The organism is Mycobacterium sp. NGS27, assembly GCF_059813005.1.
The window spans coordinates 115,186-133,924 of the sequence record NZ_JCALDT010000005.1 but is presented as its reverse complement, the minus strand read 5'-3'; the positions used below and the strand labels follow the sequence as shown (position 1 = coordinate 133,924).

Sequence of the window (18,739 nt, the reverse complement as noted above, 5' to 3'; positions counted from 1 at the left end):
GCGCGTTTGCTGTATCCCCTTGCGGCTGAGGTTGAATCGTCAAAATGATCCGGCAGGGTGACCGCCGTCTGCGTGCCGCGCGGGCGTGGCGGGTTGGCTTGTCCACAGTTCGGGGTTCATCCCCAGCTGCCGCGCGGTCCGCTTTCTTCGCTGTTCCCCGGGCATAAAATTCGAACATGCATTCGATCGCGTTCCCGGCCGAGGTATCCGCCGCCCTGGCCGCGCAGGATGCCGCCGACGCGGCCATCCGCGAGCTGAACTTCGATGCGCTGCGCCCCGCCGTCCGGCTGCGCGTCCTCGAACGGATCGAGGCGTCGCGGCGCCGACAGGTGGCGGTGAGCCATGACGTCATTGCCGACCTGGCGGCGGAGGATCCCGCCGACATCGGCGGCCCGGTGCACAAAGTTGTCGCCGACTGGCTGCGCATCAGCTACGCCGAGGCGTGCCGCCGGGTTCGCGACGCCAAAGAGCTATCGCCGCGCTCGGCCCTCACCGGCGCGGAGCTGCCACCGCAGTTGCCGGCCACGGCCGTCGCGTGGCGTGAAGGCGCTCTCGACGGTCACCACCTACGAGTCATTCAAACGTTCGTCCGGGATCTTCCGGAGTCCATACCCGCTGCCACGGTGGAGAACGCCGAACGATTCCTGGCCCGGCAGGCGCGGACGTTACGGCCGGATCAGCTGCAGAAGCTCGCGCACCAGTGCGCGCTACGGATCAATCCCGACGGCAAGTTCTCCGACGCCGACCGGGCCCGCCAGCGCGGCTTCATCTGGTGCGGCCAACGGCCCGACGGGATGAGCGTGGGGAAGCTGATCGCCTCGCCGGAGCTGCGGGCCAACCTCGACGCCTGGCTGGCCCGGTTCGCGGCCCCCGGGATGTGCAATCCCGGTGACCAAACCCCTTGCATCGCAGATGAACCCGACGACGAGCGCGTGCGCAGCGATCTGCGCAGCCCCGCGCAACGCCGGCACGACGCACTCAACGCCCTGGTGCGCGGCCAGCTCGGCGACCCGAAGCTCGGCCAGCACAACGGACTGCCGGTCGCGGTCATCGTGTCGACCACCCTGCAGGAGCTGACCTCGGGCACCGGGCGGGCGGTGACCGGTGGCGGGACGCTGCTACCGATGCGCGATGTGATCCGGATGGCCCGCCACGCCTACCACTATCTCGCTGTGTTCGACGAACACTCCAGCCGCCCACTGTATCTCGGACGGTCGCGACGCATCGCGACACCGGATCAGCGCATCGTGTTGTACGCCCACGACCGCGGCTGCACCCACCCCGGCTGCGACGCACCGGGCTACTGGTGCGAGGCGCACCACCTCGCCGAGTGGGCGACCGGCGGCACGACCGACGCGGATAATCTCACGTTCGCCTGCGTGCCACACCACAAGCTCGCCGAAAAGGGCTGGCGGACAACGAAAACACGCCGGGGTGACACCGAGTGGATACCGCCGCCCGAGCTAGACCGCGGTGCGCGCACCAACGAGTTTCACCATCCCGAACGCCTACTTCCGGAACCGCCCGGCGAATCCGCGTAGCGGTAGGTCGGCGCTGGTGATCAGTCCCGGTGGCGCCGCGACCACCGACTTGATGGAAGCCAGCGCCGGCATGCCGGTGACGGTCATGCCGATCGAGGCGAAGTTGTCCGGGTTGGACAGGTCTACGCCGGGCTTGGGGAAGATCATGTGCTTGTTGTAGATGCAGGGGTCGCCTTGAATCTGAGTGATGTAGCAGCCCTTGATGTTCCAGCTCGGGTCGGTGTGCGGGGTCATCTGCCATTCGAGGTGCGTCTCGACCCGCGGCACGCCGTCGACCATGCCCTGGTACTTGATGTAGTTACCGCCCAGCGAACCTTTGGGCAGCGTGTACCAGCCTAGGTCGACGTCCTTGGTGCACGCGCCCAGCTCGTAGCTGAACTTGACCTCGTCGAGCCGCAGGTCGAAGCAGTCGGCCATCATGTACACGCTGTCGGCGAACACCCGTGTGTATTTCTCCAGCTTCGAGGGAATCTCGGGGTCGTCGACCGGCTGGCCGTAGCCCACCTCGATCCAGGTGTCTTTGGAGTGGTGGCACGACACGTCGACCGATTCGATCGTGGTGACGTTTTCGATGTCGGCGACGTCGGCCGAGCACACCACGCCCAGGATCTGGTTCAGACCCGGGTTCATCCCGGTGCCGTAGAACGTCGCGCCACCCAACTCAGCGGCCTCGGCCAATAGCTGGCTGACCGGCTTGCCCGACGGATGTGGGTGGTTCGTGTCGCGGTGCCAGCCGGTGATCCAGTCGGCGGTGGTGACGATATTGATGCCCGCCTCGAGCACCTGTAAGTAGAGGTCCTCGTCGGGAAACACGCCGTGGAACGTCAGCACGTCCGGCTTGGCGGCGATGATCTCCTCGATCGTGCCGGTGAACGCCACCCCGTTGGGCGCCAGGCCCGCGAACTCTCCGGTATCCTTGCCCACCTTCTCCGGCGAATAGCAGTGCACGCCAACGAGTTCGATGTCGGGCTGGGTGGCGATCCGCTTGATCATCTCGGTGCCGACGTTTCCGCTTCCGACCTGAAAGACGCGAACCGGTGCTGTACTCACTGCCTTGAGCCTTCCTGCGCTACCAACGCTTTGGGATAGAACTGCTTGGCCCACTTGCGAATTGCGGTGAAGCCTTCGTACTCGTCGGTGGCCAGGGCCGGCGGATCCGAATAGCGCTGGTGCTGCCAGATCTCGATGTCCTGCTCGAACTGGCGGATGACCTCGCGCCCGAATTCGTCCGCCTTGAGTTCGGCACGGGCCGAATCGTTTCCGGGGATCCGGCCGATGTAGACCATGAAGCGCACATCGGAGGTGAACTCGTCGATCGGCGTGATCGCCGAGATGGTGCGGTTGTCGATCATGCCCCAGCTCTTGGTCACGGCGATGCCCAGTCCACCGTTGATGGCCTGCACGCCGCTGTTGACGTCGTCGATCAACTGGGCGTCGTCGCCCTCGAAGGTGATGGTGAAGTCGACGTAGGACACCGGCTCGTCGAAATCGTGGCGGGTGAACACCGGCACGATCGGGGTGTTGTGCACGTACTTGAAGTGCGCGAAGTCCACCCCGTTCTCCAGCACGTATTGCGGGTGCATCTCCAAACCCTCGCGGTACAACCGCTGTTGCGGGTAATAGTCGTCAGCGCAGCTGCGGTCGTCGAACGCGGCGAACACGTCCGGCGCATCGAAATAGGGCTCGCGGCGGTGCAGGTCGTGCCAGATGTACACCGATGCGTTGCGCTCGACCACCGGGTAGGTGCGAATGCGGCGGCCGCGGTTGGGCCGATCCTGGTACGGGATGCAGACGTTGCGGCCCTCGTGGCTCCACTGCCACCCGTGGAAGGGACACTGCAGAACCTCGCCGACGACCTTTCCGCCATATCCCAGGTGCGCGCCCAGGTGCTCGCAGTAGGCGTTCATCACCGTGAGCTCGCCGGATTCGGCGCGCCAGGCGACCATCTCCTGGCCGAAGTACTTCATCTTGTGCACGTCGCCGACGCCGACCTCGTCGGACCACGCGACCTGGAACCAGCCGGTCGGTGTCATCGACAACGGTGGCTTAGCCATCGATCCCTGCCATGTGAGCCGCCCTCCCGGATGAATGATAGGCCGCGCCGCGACAAAATCAAAGTACCCTCTATGAAACCCTGCGGTGCAACCGGCGTCAGTGGATAAGATCGGCGAATGACCCGCGCACGCACCGGCGCCGGCGTGGACGGCCGGCGGCCGAACCGGCGGGGCAACGCGACTCGCGAAAGCATGCTCGAGGCGGCGTTGCGCTCGCTGGCGTCCGGCGAGCCGGGCTCGGTCTCGGCCAACCGCATCGCCAAGGACATCGGCGCCACCTGGGGCGCGGTGCAGTACCAGTTCGGCGACACCGACGGGTTCTGGGCCGCCGTGCTGCACCGCACCGCCGAACGTCGCGCGGCGACGTTCTCGACGCTGTCGACGCCGATCTCGCCAGACGCTCCGCTGCGCGAGCGTGTCGGCGCCATCATCGATACCCTCTACCGCGGCCTCGCGTCCCCGGATTCACGTGCGATCGAAAACCTGCGGGCCGCGTTGCCGCGCGACCCCGAGGAGCTCGAGCGGCTCTACCCGCGCACCGCCGCCGAGATGTTTTCCTGGGGCAAAAGCTGGCTGGAGACCTGCCAGCACGCCTTCTCAGGTCTGGCGGTCGACCCCGATCGGGTTCGCGAGGTCGCCGCCCTGATTCCCGGCGCGATGCGCGGCCTGGTGTCGGAGCGTCAGCTGGGTTCCTATGCCGACCTCGACATGGCACGGCGGGGTCTGACCAACGCCCTGGCCGCCTACCTGGAGCAGTCCCGGCCTTAACCTCAGGCGTCGATGACGACGCGGTCGCCGTCGGCCCGCGAGACGCACACGAGCATGCCGTCGTCGCCCGGGTCGGTGCGGCCACGGTGATCCACTTGTCCGGCAAGCACTTTGACCCGGCACGTCCCGCAGAATCCCTGCCGGCACGAGTACGGAGTGGTCGGGTCCCTGTCGAGCATGACCTCGAGCGCGGTCCGATTCGCCGGTATCGCGAGCACCTGCCGTGATCGCGCGAGCTCCAACTCGAACGGCACCCCATCGACGACGGGCGCCGGGCTGAACCGCTCGTAATGCAATGGCGCACCGGCATGCTCGTTGCGGGCGACGCGGACCGCCTCCAGCATGGCGCTCGGCCCGCACACGTAAACAGCGGTCGCCGGTCCCGCTCCGTCCAGCAGCTCCGCCACGGTGGCGAAGCGGCCGCGCTCGTCGTCGGCCCAGACCGTCACCCGGTCCGGCCCGAGCGACACGACCTCGTCGAGCAGCGGCATGTACTCGCGGCTGCGGCCGGTATAGATTGCGCGCCAATCGATCCCGCGCTGCGCGGCCACCTGGAGCATCGGCAGGATGGGCGTCACCCCGATGCCCCCGATGACGAACAGCGCCTGCTGCTCGGCGGTGCCGAGGTAGAACGCGTTGCGCGGACCTTCGAACGACAGCGTGTCACCGACGTCGAAAGTCTCATGCATCTCGATGGATCCGCCTCCGCCGTCGGCGATCCGCCGAATGGCGATGCGGTAGTCGGTGCGCCGCCCGGGCGCGCCGCACAACGAGTACTGCCGGCGCCGGCCCGAGGGCAACAGGACGTCGATGTGGCCACCCGGTGTCCAGGACGGAAGCAAACCGCCGTCGGGGTCGGCCAGGGTCAACGCGACGACGTCCGGCGCGACGACCTCGCGCTTGGTCACCACCGCGGTCAGCTTGCGCTGCACCGGCTGCACCCGCGACGGCGACCACCGTGACACCGTGGCGAAGCCCTCGAACACCGCCCGCACGCCCCACAGCAACGACCCGAAGCGATCGCGCTCGCGCCGTCCGTACAGGTCGGCGGGTCTGCTGGACCAAATGCTCTCCGGCACCGAAACCGCCCCTTACTTCTGCCGAATGTCGAAGCGCGCGAACAGCCGGATCGCTCCCGGGCTGATGCGCCGCATCGCGTAGCCGATCCGCGACTCCGCGGCGATCGGCAACACGGCCGGAGCGGTCTTGACGGACTTGACGATTGCCTTGGCGGTCGCTTCGGGGGTGAAGTTGCGGCGCCGATAGGCGGCGTCGGCCTTGCCCCGCGCCCGCTCCTGCTGGTCCGCGCTCATGCCCGCGTAGATCGTGTTCTTTGCGATGTTGGTGTTGACGAATCCCGGGCACACCGCCGTGACGCTGATCCCCTCGTCGGCGAAGTCGGCGCGCAACGATTCGCTCAGTGCCAGCACCGCCGCCTTGGTGGTGCTGTAGGCGACCATGGACTTCGAGGGCAGGTAAGCCGCCGCCGACGCCACGTTGATGATCGTGCCGCCCTCGCCACGTTCGACCATCTGCGCCCCGAACGCCCTGCTGCCCGAGATGACGCCGTGGACGTTGACGCCCATGATGTTCTCCCAGTTCGCCGAGCTCGTCTCCAGGAACCGGCCCGCCATCCCGATGCCGGCGTTGTTCACCAGGATGTCGACCACCCCGTGCTCGTTGCGCACTTGGGCCGCAAGCTCATTCATGGCGGCCTCGTCGCTGACGTCGACCTGGTACACCGCTGCCTCGGCGCACGCGGCGCGTACGGCGTCGGCGGTTTCCTTGGCGGCGGCCAGATCACGGTCGACGAGGACGATCTTTCGGGCGCCGTTTCGGGCCAGCTCCACCGCCGTGGCCCGGCCGATTCCGGCTCCGGCGCCGGTGACCAGGGCGAGTTTTCCGCGCACGTCACGCCGCTCGCCGCGCACCTCGGCCGGCCCGGCGGCGGGGGCGCCATCGACGTTGCGGTCGACCCACTCGGCGGTCAACCGGGCGATGACGTCCGGACGCGACGTCACCACCCAGTGGCCGCCCTCGATCTCGATCACCCTGCCGCCTAACGGAATCGCTCCGGTGAATCGTTGCAGCGCGGGCGTGACGAACATGTCGCGGCGCGGCACCAGCGTCTGGACGGGAACCTTGGTCTCGGGCAGCCGGCGACCCGGCGCCAGCATCGGCGCCGGCATGTTCTGCCGGTACAGGTTGAGCCCGTGCACATAATCGGTGACCGAGCGCAGCGTGTCGTGGTGCTGGCTGCGCGTGCTCGATCGGCCGATGCGCTCAAGCGCCTCAATGACTTTCACGCCGACGCGCGAGCGAAACGACAGTTCCGGCACGCCCGGGCACAAGAAGAAGCCGATATAGCCCGACGCGATCAGTTGCCTGAGCACCTGGGCCACGGCTCGCGGCGTGCGCGCCGAGCGCAGAAATGCGCCGGCATAGTTCAGGTGCGGGCCCGAGATCGAGGTGAAGGACGCGACTTTGCCCATCACCGAGTCGTCGGTGACCGCCGCCCACGCCTGGATCGACCCCCAGTCGTGGGCCAGCAGGTGCACCCGCCCCACACCCAGGCTGTCGATCACCGCACCGATGTCGGAGATCAGTTGCGCGAACAGGTATCCGGATCTCTTTGCGGGACACGATGATTCACCGGCGCCCCGCACGTCGTAGGCCACCACGTTGTAGGGCTTGCCGGTCAGTTCGTGGGCCACGCCGTCCCAGACGTGGTGGTTGTCCGGAAATCCGTGAATTGCCAGGATGGTTGGCCGCGCCGGGTCGATGTCGGTGTACCGGTGCACGGCCAGCGTGACGCCGTCGCCGGTGGTGAAGGTCGATGTGCCGGTCATCAGTGCGAGGCGCGCGCGGCCGGTGAGATGGCCAGGTAGTCGACGGCCAGCCCCAGCCCACCGAGCTGCGAGGGGTGAAAGCCCGGCCGGTAGTAGTTGGCGACCGCCCGGACGAAGCGCATCGGCCCGGGCACCAGGCCGCGGCGCGCCGCCGAGAAGTAGTTCCGCCAGCGCGGCTTGGTGCCCGGTGGCAGCTGGGGATCCAGCGAGTACATGAACCGCACGCCGCGGATCCACAACAGCAGCATGGCGGGCGTCACGACCAGCTGGGCGCGCGCCTGGCGCCAGTAACCGGCCCGCAGATGCTTCATGGTGTCGAACGCCACCGCCTTGTGCTCGACCTCCTCGGCGCCGTGCCAGCGCAGCATGTCCAGCATCACCGGATCGGTGCCGATCTGGTCGTGGGCCGGCGAGTCGAGGATCCACTCGCCCAGGATGGCGGTGTAGTGCTCGATGGCCGAGACCAGCGAAACCTGCTCGAGCAGCCAGCTCTGCCGGCGACGCTGGCTCCAGGTGGGCCGGGGCCCCAGCAGCTTGTCGAACAGCCACTTGATCTGGCCGGTGTAGGGGGTCAGGTCGATGCCGCGCGCGGCAAAGTGCGCCAGCACGTTCGCGTGCGCCTGCGAATGCACGGCCTCCTGGCCGATGAAGCCCTGCACGTCGAGCCGCAGCTGGTCGTCCTTGATCAGCGGCAGCGTCTGCTTGAAGACCTCGACGAAGAACTCTTCCCCGGCGGGCAGCAGCAGGTGCAGCACGTTGAGGACGTGGGTGGCAAACGGTTCGCCGGGCACGTAGTGGAACGGCAGCTGAGTCCAGTCGAAGTCCACGTCGCGGGCTTCCAGCACCAGGCGCTCGTGATCCAGGGAGGCATCGTGGGGACCCGCTGCTTGGTTGTCGACGGTCAGCATCGTGCCCCCTACCTCGGCTTTTAGCCCTCGATCACGGTCTTGTGGTGGACGTCGCGCGTCCCAAGTATAAGTACGCGGCGCAGATATGCGAAACCGCCGGTACTGGGTTCTTCCGCGATGAATTCTTGCGTGATCGTCTTCAGCCGGCCGCGACGTGGCGGCGCAGTTCGTACTGGCCGGGGTCGGGGTTGGCCAGCATCCGGCGGTGTTCGGCCGGCGTCAGGGGCCACACCTCGGGCACACCGTCGTTGTTGAGGTACCAGCTGTTACAGCCGGTGGTCCACACCGTGTCCGGCATCGCGGCGCGCAGCTTCGCGTTGAAACGCTCGGTCGCGGCGGCCGTCGGCTCGACCGTGTCGAATTCGCGTCGGCGCCAGCGCTCGATCCAGCCCAGGATGTGCTCGGCCTGCGATTCGGCCACGGTCGTCAGCGCGAGGTTTCCCACGGGGCTGTGCGGCCCCAGCATCATGAAGAAGTTGGGAAAGCCCGACAGCGCCACGGTTTGGTAGGCCCGAGGCCCGTCGCGCCAGACGTCATTGGCGTGGATGCCGTCGCGGCCGATCAGCTCCATCGGCCGGAAAAACGCGTGGGTGTCGAATCCGGTGGCGAGCACGATGATGTCCACCTCGTGCAGGACGCCGTCGGCGGTGACGATGCCGCGCCGTTCCACGTGGTCGATGCTCGCCGTCACCAGCTCGACGTCGTCGCGCTGCATCGCCCGGTAGAAACCGTTCGACATCACCAGGCGCTTGCAGGCCGGCGTGTAGTCGGGCGTCAGCGACCGCCGCAACTCGGGATCGCGGATCTCCCAGAGGCTGGCGCGGCACAGCGCCGCCATGATCTTTCGGCGCAGGCCCGGCTTGGTCAGCCCGACCGCGAAGAAGTCGAACGCGAGGCTGTAGAGGCGGTACGCCACCTTATCCAGCCACGGCATCTTGCGCCGGGTGATCCCAGTGAAGCCGCTGTAGCGCGGATTCGCCAGGCGCAGCACCCATTGCGCGGTCCGCTGGAACAGCGCGACGTGGCCGGCCACCCCGGCCAGACCGCACACCAGCTGCACGCCCGTCGACCCGTTGCCGACGATCGCGACGCGCCGACCCCGCACGTCCACGCCGTGATCCCACCGCGCGGAGTGAAAAACATTGCCGCCGAAGTCATCCAAGCCCGAAATCGACGGCAGTCGCGGGTGATGCAGGACGCCGGTGGCCGAGATCAAGAAGTCGACCGTTAATTCCTCGCCGGCGTCGGTGCGCAGCACCCAGCGGCCGTCGTCGAAACGCGCGTGGGTGACTTCGGCGCCGAACCGGATGCGTTTCCGCAACCCGTAGCGGTCGGCGACGTCCCGGAAGTAGGCCTGGATTTCGCCGCCGGGTGAGAACAGGTGCGACCAGTCGGGATTCCTGGCGAAGCTGTACTGGTAGATGCGCGACGGGATGTCACAGACCAGACCCGGGTAGGTGTTCTCCCGCCAGGTGCCGCCCACCTCGTCGGCCTTCTCGTAGATGGTCACGTCGGTGATACCGCTGCGCAGCAAGGCAATTGCGACGCACAGCCCCGACATGCCTGCTCCGACGACGGCTACGGCGGGATCGCGTCGCGTCATCGGTACTCCCGTGGGGTTCTGGCTACTCGGCCTCGGCGCGCTGCTTGAGGCGCTGCAACGTGAGCCGGATGTGCTCGGTGTTGGCGGCCGCGCGATCGGCGACGCCGGTGGCCCTGCCGGCGACCTTGCGAAACCACCCAGGCCTGCGGTCCCAGGTGCGTTCGGTCACCTCACACCCGTCGCCGGCCGCGGCGATGTCGTATTGCCAGCGGGCGATCGGAAAGACCGTATGGCTCACGTCGAACGCAAAGCGGCGGCCCGGTTCCGCGTCGGTGACCGTGCACTTGGTGCTCCAGCTGCGGCTGCCGCTCTTGTTCTGGCCGGTGAACACCGCGCCGGGCGTCACCGCGTCGCCCTTGCGCCATTCCATCGCGACCGCCTCCTCGGCCAGCTCGGCCAGCGTGGGCAGGTCGGTGATGAGCCGGTACACCACGTCGGGCTGGGCGTCGATCTGCACGGTGGCCTGCACGCACGGGTCCGTCATTCGCCGATCATAGCCAGCAAACAGCCAGCCTTTGCGGCTCCCGCGAAGTTTCTTCACACTTGAACGTGAACCGGCAATCTAGGGGCGATCATGCGAGTCGGCGTACCGACCGAGACCAAGACCAATGAGTTTCGGGTCGCCCTCACCCCCGCCGGTGTCGCCGAGCTGACCCGCCGCGGCCACGACGTACTTGTGCAGGCCGGCGCCGGAGAAGGGTCGGCGATCCCCGACTCGGAGTTCAAGGCGGCGGGCGCCCAGCTGACCGAGACGGCCGACCAGGTCTGGGCCGACGCGGACCTGCTGCTCAAGGTCAAGGAGCCGGTGCCGGCCGAGTATGACCTGTTGCGGCGCAACCAGATCCTGTTCACCTTTCTGCACCTGGCGGCCTCGCGGGCGTGCACCGAGGCGCTGTTGGCATCCGCAACGACGTCGATCGCCTACGAGACGGTCCAGACCGCCGACGGCACACTGCCGCTGCTGGCCCCGATGAGCGAGGTCGCCGGCCGGTTGTCCGCTCAGGTCGGGGCCTATCACCTGATGCGCACCCATGGTGGGCGCGGCGTGTTGATGGGCGGTGTGCCCGGCGTCAAGCCCGCCGACGTCGTGGTGGTGGGCGCGGGGACGGCCGGGTACAACGCGGCGCGGGTCGCCGGCGGCATGGGGGCGTCGGTCACGGTGCTCGACGTCAACATCAACAAGCTTCGCCTGCTCGACGCGGAGTTCGGTGGCCAGGTCCGCACCCGCTACTCGTCGGCCTACGACCTGGAGGGCACCGTCAAGCGCGCCGATCTGGTCATCGGCGCCGTGCTGCTGCCCGGCGCGAAGGCCCCCAATTTGATCCCGAATTCCCTTGTCTCACAGATGAAATCGGGCGCCGTGCTGGTCGACATCTCGATCGATCAGGGGGGATGCTTCGAAGACTCCCGGCCCACCACGCACGACGACCCCACCTTCGGCGTGCACGACACGCTGTTCTACTGCGTGACGAACATGCCCAGCGCGGTGCCCAAGACGTCGACGGTGGCGCTGACCAACGCGACCATGCCGTACGTGCTCGCGCTCGCCGATCGCGGCTGGCGGACGGCCTGCCGCTCGGATCATGCTCTGGCCAAAGGCCTTTCGACCCACGACGGCTGGCTGCTGTCGGAACAGGTGGCCACCGACCTCGGCCTGCCGTTCACCGACCCGGCGGCCGTTCTGGGCTGAGCGGAGCGTTAACTTGTCGCCGCGAGACTGGCGATGATGTCGGCCGCGGGGCCCGCGCACGCGTTCTTGAACGACGTTCCGGCCCACAGCGGCATCCCGTTGGGATCCTCCATGGCGGCGGCCGCTTCCCGTATCGGCGAGGTCATCTGGTTGACCTCGGGGTAGCCCAACGGCGCGACGTGATCGAGCATGCGGGTGAAATCGTTTTCCAGGCCGCGCGCGTAGCGGCCCGAGAACGCCCGCGTGACAACGGTCGTGGCGAACAGCGGGTTCTTCAGGGCGACCCGGTGCGCGGCGTTGGTGCCCGCCTCGTCGGCGAGCAGTAGCGCGGTGCCGACCTGCGCCGCCACCGCTCCCCTGCGCAGCGCGGCCCCCACTTCATCGGCGGTGCCCAGTCCGCCCGCCGCGATGATCGGCACGTCGTGCGCGTTGCGGATGCGGTCGATGAGCTGATGCAGCGACTCGTTGGCCGGTTCCATGTCCGGTGCGAAGGTGCCGCGGTGCCCGCCGGCCGCAGGCCCCTGAACCACGAGGCTGTCCGCGCCGGCGGCGACCGCGATTCCCGCCTCATAGGCCGACGTTACGGTGACCATCACCAGCAGGCCCAGCGCGCCCAGCCGCCGGATCACGTCGGGTGGCGGCACGCCGAACGTGAAGGACACCAGCTCGGGCCGAAGGTCGGCGACCACCTCGAGCTTCTGCTCCCACTCGTCGTCGTCGCCGTGCTGCGGCTGACCGACCTCCACCTGGTAGTGCTCGGCGATTTCTTCGAGTTCGGCCGCGTAGTAGTGCAGGGCCACCCAGTCGGCGACGCTGGGCTGGGGCACGAACAAGTTCACCCCGAGCGGGCCGGTGGTGGCCTTGCGCGCCGCGGCGATGTCGTCGGCGAGTTGCTCGGCGCTGCGATGCCCGCCGGGCACGAAACCGAGCCCACCGGCATTGGTCACCGCGGCCGCCAACGCGGGAGTCCCGGGCCCGCCGGCCATGGGCGCGCCGACGATGGGCACGGGGATGTCCCAAAAGCCCAGCACCATCTGGCCCAGTACCATTCGGCTAGTCCGTCGACGGCGAGCGCCGGCACGGCGCGAGTGTGGAGGCGGACATGCGAGCTACGTTACCATCGCCCGAAGTTGTTGGGGCAGTGACCGTTTGGCGGCATAGGGGCCAAGGACCGCGGCGCCGTAGCGCTGCCCGAGCAGCTTGTGCGCCACCGCGTTGACCTCGTCGACGGTCACCTGGTCGATCTGGCGCAGGGTGTGCTCGATGCTGCGGTGTTTGCCGTAGTTGAGTTCGTTGCGGCCCAACCGGCTCATCCGCGAGCTGGAATCCTCCAGGCCGAGCACCAGACCGCCGCGCAAGGATCCCTTGGCGATGCGGCATTCCGATTCGGTGATGCCGTCGCGTGTCACCGAGTCGAGCACGTCGCGCGTCACCGCCATCACTTCGGCGAAGCGTTCGGGTTGGCAGGCCGCATAGACGGACAGCGCGCCGCTGTCGGCGAAGACGTCCACCGTCGAGTACACCGAGTAGGCCAGCCCGCGCAGCTCTCGAACCTGCTGGAACAACCGCGAGCTCAGGCCGCCGCCCAGCGCGGTGTTGAGCACCGACAGCGCCCAGCGATGCTCCCAGCCACGCCCGGGCGTGCGGACGCCCAACGACACGTGAGCCTGCTCGGCGTCCCGGTTGCCCAGCAGCAGAACGGGGCGACCTGTGACCCGTCCGGCACCCTTGCGCGGCGCGATGGGTTCGCGGCCGCGAACCAGATGCGGCCCAAAATGCCTGCGCACCAACGCGACCACCTCGTCGTGGTCGACATTGCCGGCCACCGCCACCACCATCCGCTCAGGCGTGTAGCGCCGGACGTGAAACGAGTGCAGCTGATTTCGGGTCATCGACGCCACCGACCGTGCGGTGCCGATGACGGGACGGCCCACCGGGTGGTCGCCGAAGAGCGCGCTCAGGAACATGTCACCGAGCGCGTCCTCGGGGTCGTCGTCGCGCATCGCGATCTCTTCGAGGACCACGTCGCGTTCCAGCTCGACATCGCCTGCCGCACAGCACCCGTTGAGCACCACGTCGGCGACCAGGTCGACGGCCAGCGCCAGGTCGCTGTCGAGCACGTGCGCGTAGTAGCAGGTGTGTTCCTTGGCGGTGAACGCGTTCAGCTCTCCCCCGACGGCGTCCATCGCCTGGGCGATGTCCACCGCGGTGCGGCTGGGAGTGGACTTGAACAGCAGGTGCTCGAGGAAGTGCGCGGCCCCGGCGACGGTGGCACCCTCGTCGCGCGAGCCGACACCGACCCACACCCCGACCGATGCGGAGCGCACCGAGGGCAGGTACTCGGTGACCACCCGCAAGCCACCCGGCAGCGTGGTACGCCGCAGCGCGGCCTGGGGTGCCAATTCCGCCTCGGCGGCCTTGCCCCGGCGCAGGGCGCCGGCCCGACCGGGACGCGTCCCGGCCGGCGAGTCAGCTGCTCGCCGTTGCGGCATCGGCAGGGGCGGCCGCCGGAGCGTCGGCGGAAGCCGCGTTGTCTTCCTCCACCAGGACCAGCGAGATCTTGCCACGCTTGTCGATGTCGGCGATTTCGACGCGCAGCTTGTCGCCGACGTTCACCACGTCCTCGACCTTGGCGATCCGCTTGCCCTTACCGAGCTTGGAGATGTGCACCAGGCCGTCACGCCCGGGCAGCAGCGACACGAACGCACCGAAATCCGTTGTCTTGACCACGGTTCCGAGGAACCGTTCGCCGACCGTGGGCAGCTGCGGGTTCGCGATGGCATTGATGCGGTCGATCGCGGCCTGCGCCGAGGGCCCGTCGGTGGCGCCGACGAACACGGTGCCGTCGTCTTCGATGGAGATCTGCGCGCCGGTCTCCTCGGTGATGCCGTTGATCACCTTGCCCTTGGGCCCGATGACCTCACCGATCTTGTCCACCGGAACCTTGATGGTGGTGACCCGCGGTGCGTACGGGCTCATCTCGTCGGGCTGGTCGATCGCCTCGGCCATGACCTCCAGGATGGTCAGCCGCGCATCCTTGGCCTGCCCCAGCGCGCCCGCCAGCACCTGCGACGGAATGCCGTCGAGCTTGGTGTCCAGCTGCAGCGCGGTGACGAAGTCCTTGGTGCCGGCGCACTTGAAGTCCATGTCGCCGAACGCGTCCTCGGCGCCCAGGATGTCGGTCAAGGTGACGAAGCGACGCTCGGTCTTGCCGTCGACCTCGACGTCATCGGAGACCAGACCCATCGCGATGCCGGCCACCGGAGCCTTCAGCGGCACACCGGCATTCAGCAGCGACAGGGTGGACGCACAGACCGACCCCATCGACGTCGAGCCGTTGGAGCCCAACGCCTCCGACACCTGACGGATGGCGTACGGGAACTCCTCGACGCCGGGCAACACCGGGATCAGGGCACGCTCGGCCAGCGCGCCGTGCCCGATCTCGCGCCGCTTGGGCGAGCCCACGCGGCCGGTCTCACCGGTGGAAAACGGCGGGAAGTTGTAGTGATGCATGTAGCGCTTCGCGGTTTCCGGTCCCAGCGAGTCGATCTGCTGAGCCATCTTGACCATGTCGAGCGTGGTCACACCCAGGATCTGGGTCTCTCCGCGCTGGAACAGGGCGCTGCCGTGCGCCCGCGGCACCACGGCGACCTCGGCCGACAACGCGCGGATGTCGGTGATGCCGCGGCCGTCGATGCGGAAATGGTCGGTCAGGATGCGCTGGCGCACCAGCTTCTTGGTCAGTGACCGGTAGGCGGCGCTGACCTCCTTCTCGCGACCCTCGTAGGTCCCAGAGTCTCCAGTGAGCCGCGCCAGCACCTCGGCCTTGAGCTCGTCGGTGCGCGCGTCGCGCTCGGCCTTGCCGCCGATGGTCAGCGCCTTGGCCAGCTCGTCGGTGGCCACCGAGGCCACCGAGTAGTAGACGTCTTCCTGGTAGTCCGGGAACGTCGGGTACTCGCCGACGGGCTTGGCGGCTGCCCCGGCCAACTCCTCCTGCGCGGTGCACAACACCGCGATGAACGGCTTGGCCGCCTCGAGTCCCTCGGCCACAACGGTTTCCGTCGGCGCCTGGGCACCGCCTTCGACGAGCTCGATGACCTTGTCGGTGGCCTCGGCCTCGACCATCATGATCGCGACGTCACCGTCGACCTTGCGGCCGGCCACCACCATGTCGAACACCGCCCGCTCGAGTTGCTCGACCGTCGGGAACGCCACCCAGGTGCCGTCGATCAGCGCGACCCGCACGCCCCCGATCGGACCCGAGAACGGCAGGCCGCTCAGCTGGGTCGAGGCCGACGCGGCGTTGATCGCCAGCACGTCGTACAGGTCATTGGGGTCCAGGCTCATGACCGTGACCACGACCTGGATCTCGTTGCGCAGGCCGGAGACGAACGACGGGCGCAGCGGCCGGTCGATGAGCCGGCAGGTCAGGATCGCGTCGGTGGAGGGACGGCCCTCGCGACGGAAGAACGAACCGGGGATGCGACCGGCGGCATACATCCGCTCCTCGACATCCACGGTCAGCGGGAAGAAGTCGAAGTGCTCCTTGGGGCTCTTGCTGGCGGTGGTCGCCGACAACAGCATGTTCTCCTCATCGAGGTACGCGACCACGGCGCCAGCTGCCTGCTGGGCCAACCGGCCGGTCTCGAAACGGATGGTGCGGGTGCCGAAGCTCCCGTTATCGATGGTGGCGGTCGCCTCGAACACGCCCTCTTCAATTTCAGCGACAGACATAGACGTCCGTACGGCCTCTCTTGTATTCAGCTTTTTCGCGTGACCACGCGCGAACCGCAGGCCGACGGCCACGGGTCACCCGCGGGAGGCGCTGAGTCTGAATACGGCTACGGCCATCGATCGAAGCGGCCGACCTGCCCCAGATCCGGAGAGCCCGGCAGCCACTACCGAAGACCGCCCGATGCAGACTGGGCTGCTCCCTCGGGGGTGCGTAGTGACACGCTGGAACGGCACACGCGGATCTGCGTGACCGCACCGTTTGCTCGGGCCGAACCGGCCCAGAACGTCCTTACTCTACACGGGCGACCTCTGCCCGCGATATTGCTCGATTTCGCCGGCGCTGGCGCCGCCTGCCTCAGCGACGCAGGCCCAGCCGCTCGACCAGCGAGCGGTACCGCTCGACGTCGATCTGCGCGACGTACTTGAGCAGCCGGCGCCGGCGTCCGACCAGCAGCAGCAGCCCGCGCCGCGAGTGGTGATCGTGCTTGTGCACCTTCAGGTGCTCGGTCAGGTCGGCGATCCGCTTGGTCAGCAGCGCGACCTGCGCCTCGGGCGACCCGGTGTCGGTTCCGTGCAGGCCGTAGTTGCCCAGGATTTCTTTTTTCTGCTCGGCTGTAAGCGCCACGAACTATCTCCATCAATCGGTCCGCGAAAGGTAAATGTTCAAGGCGCGGCCACCGCGAACCGCAGCACGCGCCGATGTCGTCCGGCAGTTTAGCAGCGGTGCCGGTGCCGGGCACAAACCGCGGGGCACCCCTGCCGCAGCGCCTCAACCCGCCGACAGCAAGCCCCGGGCCCGCTCCGTGTCCTTGCCCATCGCAACCACGAGCTCCTCGATGGAGTCGAACTTCTGCTGGCCGCGGATGCGGGCGACGAAATCCAGGGCGACATGCTGACCGTAGAGATCGGCGGTGGTGTCCAGGACGAAGGCCTCGACCGTCCGGGTGCGCCCGGAGAACGTCGGATTGGTGCCGACGGAGACCGCCGCTTGGTAACGCTCACCGGGGACGACGGTGCCGGTGGCCGGTCCGTGGCCGAGCACGGTGAACCACGCGGCGTACACGCCGTCGGCCGGAATCGCCGAGTACATCGGCGGCGCCACGTTGGCGGTCGGGTAACCCAGCTCGACGCCGCGTCCGTGGCCGCGGACCACGACACCTTCGACGCGGTGCGGGCGGCCCAGCGCCTCGGTGGCCGCCACCATGTCGCCGGCGTCCACGCAGGACCGGATGTAGGTGGACGAGAAGGTCACGGTCTCGTTGCTGTGATGCTCGGACAGCAGCGACATCGACTCGACGGCGAACCCGAAGCGGTCGCCGGCGCGCCGCAGGGTCTCGACGTTGCCGGCCGCCTTCTTTCCGAAGGTGAAGTTCTCCCCCACCACGACCTCCACGACGTGCAGGTGCTCCACCAGCAGCTCGTGCACGTAACGCTCCGGGGTGAGCTTCATGAAATCGGTCGTGAACGGCATCACCAGGAAGACGTCGATGCCCAGCTCTTCGACCAGTTCGGCGCGCCGGGTCAGCGTCGTCAACTGCGCGGGATGGCTGCCGGGGTAGACGACTTCCATGGGATGCGGGTCGAACGTCATCAACACGGTCGGGACGTTGCGGGCCCGCGCCGCCTTTACCGCATGGGCGATCAGCTCGGCGTGGCCGCGATGCACGCCATCGAACACACCGATGGTGAGCACACACCTGCCCCAGTCCGTGGGTATCTCGTCTTGGCCGCGCCACCGCTGCACGCCCGCAAGCCTACGGCGCCGGGTCGTCCGCCGGGAGATGGGAGAGGGGCTAAGCCCGGCCACGGTTTCGGGGAACGCGCCGGATCAGGCGTGGGTTGCCTAAACTTTCTGGTTGTGAGGGCTGACGAAGAGCGTGGCGGTATCACCGCGGTCGGCCAGGACTACCTCAAGGTCATCTGGAATGCCCAGGAGTGGTCGCTGGAGAAGGTCAGCACCAAGATGCTGGCCGAGAAGATCGGGGTGTCGGCCAGCACGGCCTCGGAGTCCATCCGCAAGCTCGCCGAGCAGGGCCTCGTCGACCACGAGAAATACGGTGCGGTGACGCTGACGGAGGCGGGGCGGCGGGCGGCGCTGGAGATGGTGCGCCGGCACCGGTTGTTGGAGACCTTCCTGGTCAACGAGCTCGGTTACGCCTGGGACGAGGTGCACGACGAGGCCGAGGTGCTCGAGCACGCGGTGTCCGATCGCCTGGTGGCCCGCATCGACGCGAAGCTGGGCTTCCCGCGCCGCGACCCGCACGGTGACCCGATCCCGGCCTCCGACGGGCAGGTGCCGACCCCGCCGGCCCGCCAGCTGTGGGCGTGCGACGACGGTGATTCCGGCACGGTGGCGCGCATCTCCGACGCCGACCCCGAGATGCTGCGCTACTTCACCGACGTCGGCATCAATCTCGACTCCCGGCTGCGGGTCCTGACCCGGCGCGAATTCGCCGGCATGATCTCGGTCGCGATCGACTCCGGCGACGGCGCCGAGACGACGGTCGACCTGGGCAGCCCCGCCGCCCGGGCCATCTGGGTGACGGCCTAGCTATTTCGGCTCGCCGAGCGTGACGTCACGGCGAAATTCCG

General features: G+C 68.1%; 16 protein-coding genes. 4 read left to right on the top strand and 12 right to left on the bottom strand.

Annotation, left to right across the window (positions count from 1 at the left end):
- Positions 1-176: 176 nt before the first annotated feature.
- Positions 177-1,541, top strand: coding sequence for an HNH endonuclease signature motif containing protein (locus tag AC5Y30_RS14990; RefSeq protein WP_499919297.1), 1,365 nt, complete (start codon positions 177-179; stop codon positions 1,539-1,541).
- Here the strand turns inward: AC5Y30_RS14990 and AC5Y30_RS14985 are convergent.
- Both AC5Y30_RS14985 and AC5Y30_RS14980 read right to left on the bottom strand, forming a co-directional pair.
- A complete protein-coding gene (locus AC5Y30_RS14985; RefSeq protein ID WP_499919296.1) occupies positions 1,509-2,591 on the bottom strand; it encodes an NAD(P)H-dependent amine dehydrogenase family protein in 1,083 nt (360 codons plus the stop codon). The two genes, AC5Y30_RS14990 and AC5Y30_RS14985, sit on opposite strands and share 33 nt — an antisense overlap.
- Complete coding sequence (locus tag AC5Y30_RS14980) at positions 2,588-3,595, bottom strand: aromatic ring-hydroxylating dioxygenase subunit alpha (RefSeq protein ID WP_499919295.1); 1,008 nt, start codon at positions 3,593-3,595, stop codon at positions 2,588-2,590. Before AC5Y30_RS14980 ends, AC5Y30_RS14985 begins: the two co-directional genes overlap by 4 nt.
- A 117-nt stretch (positions 3,596-3,712) precedes the next feature.
- Here AC5Y30_RS14980 and AC5Y30_RS14975 point away from each other — a divergent pair, with 117 nt between their 5' ends.
- Positions 3,713-4,363 carry a TetR/AcrR family transcriptional regulator gene (locus AC5Y30_RS14975; RefSeq protein ID WP_499919294.1) on the top strand — a complete coding sequence of 217 codons (651 nt, stop codon included), beginning with the start codon at positions 3,713-3,715 and terminating at the stop codon, positions 4,361-4,363.
- A gap of 2 nt (positions 4,364-4,365) precedes the next feature.
- On the opposite strand, the gene AC5Y30_RS14970 is transcribed toward AC5Y30_RS14975, so the two are convergent.
- From AC5Y30_RS14970 to AC5Y30_RS14950, 5 genes are all read right to left on the bottom strand, one after another.
- On the bottom strand, positions 4,366-5,442 hold the full coding sequence (locus tag AC5Y30_RS14970; protein WP_499919293.1) for a PDR/VanB family oxidoreductase: 1,077 nt from the start codon (positions 5,440-5,442) through the stop codon (positions 4,366-4,368).
- Between the two features lie 12 nt (positions 5,443-5,454).
- Positions 5,455-7,212 (bottom strand): SDR family oxidoreductase, encoded by a 1,758-nt coding sequence (locus AC5Y30_RS14965; RefSeq protein ID WP_499919292.1) that lies wholly within the window; start codon positions 7,210-7,212, stop codon positions 5,455-5,457.
- The gene (locus tag AC5Y30_RS14960) at positions 7,212-8,120 is read right to left on the bottom strand and encodes a metal-dependent hydrolase (RefSeq protein ID WP_499919291.1); all 909 of its coding nucleotides are present in this window, start codon (positions 8,118-8,120) and stop codon (positions 7,212-7,214) included. The genes AC5Y30_RS14965 and AC5Y30_RS14960 overlap by 1 nt, the downstream gene beginning before the upstream one ends.
- Positions 8,121-8,259: 139 nt before the next feature.
- Positions 8,260-9,723 (bottom strand): flavin-containing monooxygenase, encoded by a 1,464-nt coding sequence (locus tag AC5Y30_RS14955; protein ID WP_499919290.1) that lies wholly within the window; start codon positions 9,721-9,723, stop codon positions 8,260-8,262.
- A gap of 22 nt (positions 9,724-9,745) precedes the next feature.
- Positions 9,746-10,207: an SRPBCC family protein gene (locus AC5Y30_RS14950; protein WP_499919288.1), complete on the bottom strand. Its 462-nt coding sequence runs from the start codon at positions 10,205-10,207 to the stop codon at positions 9,746-9,748.
- A 90-nt stretch (positions 10,208-10,297) separates the two neighbouring features.
- Between AC5Y30_RS14950 and ald the strand changes: the two genes are divergently transcribed.
- Positions 10,298-11,413: an alanine dehydrogenase gene (ald, locus tag AC5Y30_RS14945; RefSeq protein WP_499919287.1), complete on the top strand. Its 1,116-nt coding sequence runs from the start codon at positions 10,298-10,300 to the stop codon at positions 11,411-11,413.
- 8 nt (positions 11,414-11,421) lie between these two features.
- On the opposite strand, the gene AC5Y30_RS14940 is transcribed toward ald, so the two are convergent.
- From AC5Y30_RS14940 to AC5Y30_RS14920, 5 genes are all read right to left on the bottom strand, one after another.
- A complete protein-coding gene (locus AC5Y30_RS14940) occupies positions 11,422-12,447 on the bottom strand; it encodes a nitronate monooxygenase (RefSeq protein WP_499919818.1) in 1,026 nt (341 codons plus the stop codon).
- A 75-nt stretch (positions 12,448-12,522) separates the two neighbouring features.
- Positions 12,523-13,905, bottom strand: coding sequence for a M16 family metallopeptidase (locus tag AC5Y30_RS14935; RefSeq protein ID WP_499919286.1), 1,383 nt, complete (start codon positions 13,903-13,905; stop codon positions 12,523-12,525).
- Positions 13,883-16,147 (bottom strand): polyribonucleotide nucleotidyltransferase, encoded by a 2,265-nt coding sequence (locus tag AC5Y30_RS14930; protein WP_499919285.1) that lies wholly within the window; start codon positions 16,145-16,147, stop codon positions 13,883-13,885. The genes AC5Y30_RS14935 and AC5Y30_RS14930 overlap by 23 nt, the downstream gene beginning before the upstream one ends.
- 355 nt (positions 16,148-16,502) lie before the next feature.
- Positions 16,503-16,772, bottom strand: coding sequence for a 30S ribosomal protein S15 (gene rpsO, locus AC5Y30_RS14925; RefSeq protein ID WP_007775081.1), 270 nt, complete (start codon positions 16,770-16,772; stop codon positions 16,503-16,505).
- 144 nt (positions 16,773-16,916) lie between these two features.
- A complete protein-coding gene (locus AC5Y30_RS14920) occupies positions 16,917-17,891 on the bottom strand; it encodes a bifunctional riboflavin kinase/FAD synthetase (RefSeq protein ID WP_499919283.1) in 975 nt (324 codons plus the stop codon).
- Positions 17,892-18,005: 114 nt separating this feature from the next.
- Here AC5Y30_RS14920 and mntR point away from each other — a divergent pair, with 114 nt between their 5' ends.
- A complete protein-coding gene (gene mntR, locus AC5Y30_RS14915) occupies positions 18,006-18,698 on the top strand; it encodes a manganese-binding transcriptional regulator MntR (protein ID WP_067127210.1) in 693 nt (230 codons plus the stop codon).
- The last annotated feature ends 41 nt before the right edge of the window (positions 18,699-18,739 follow it).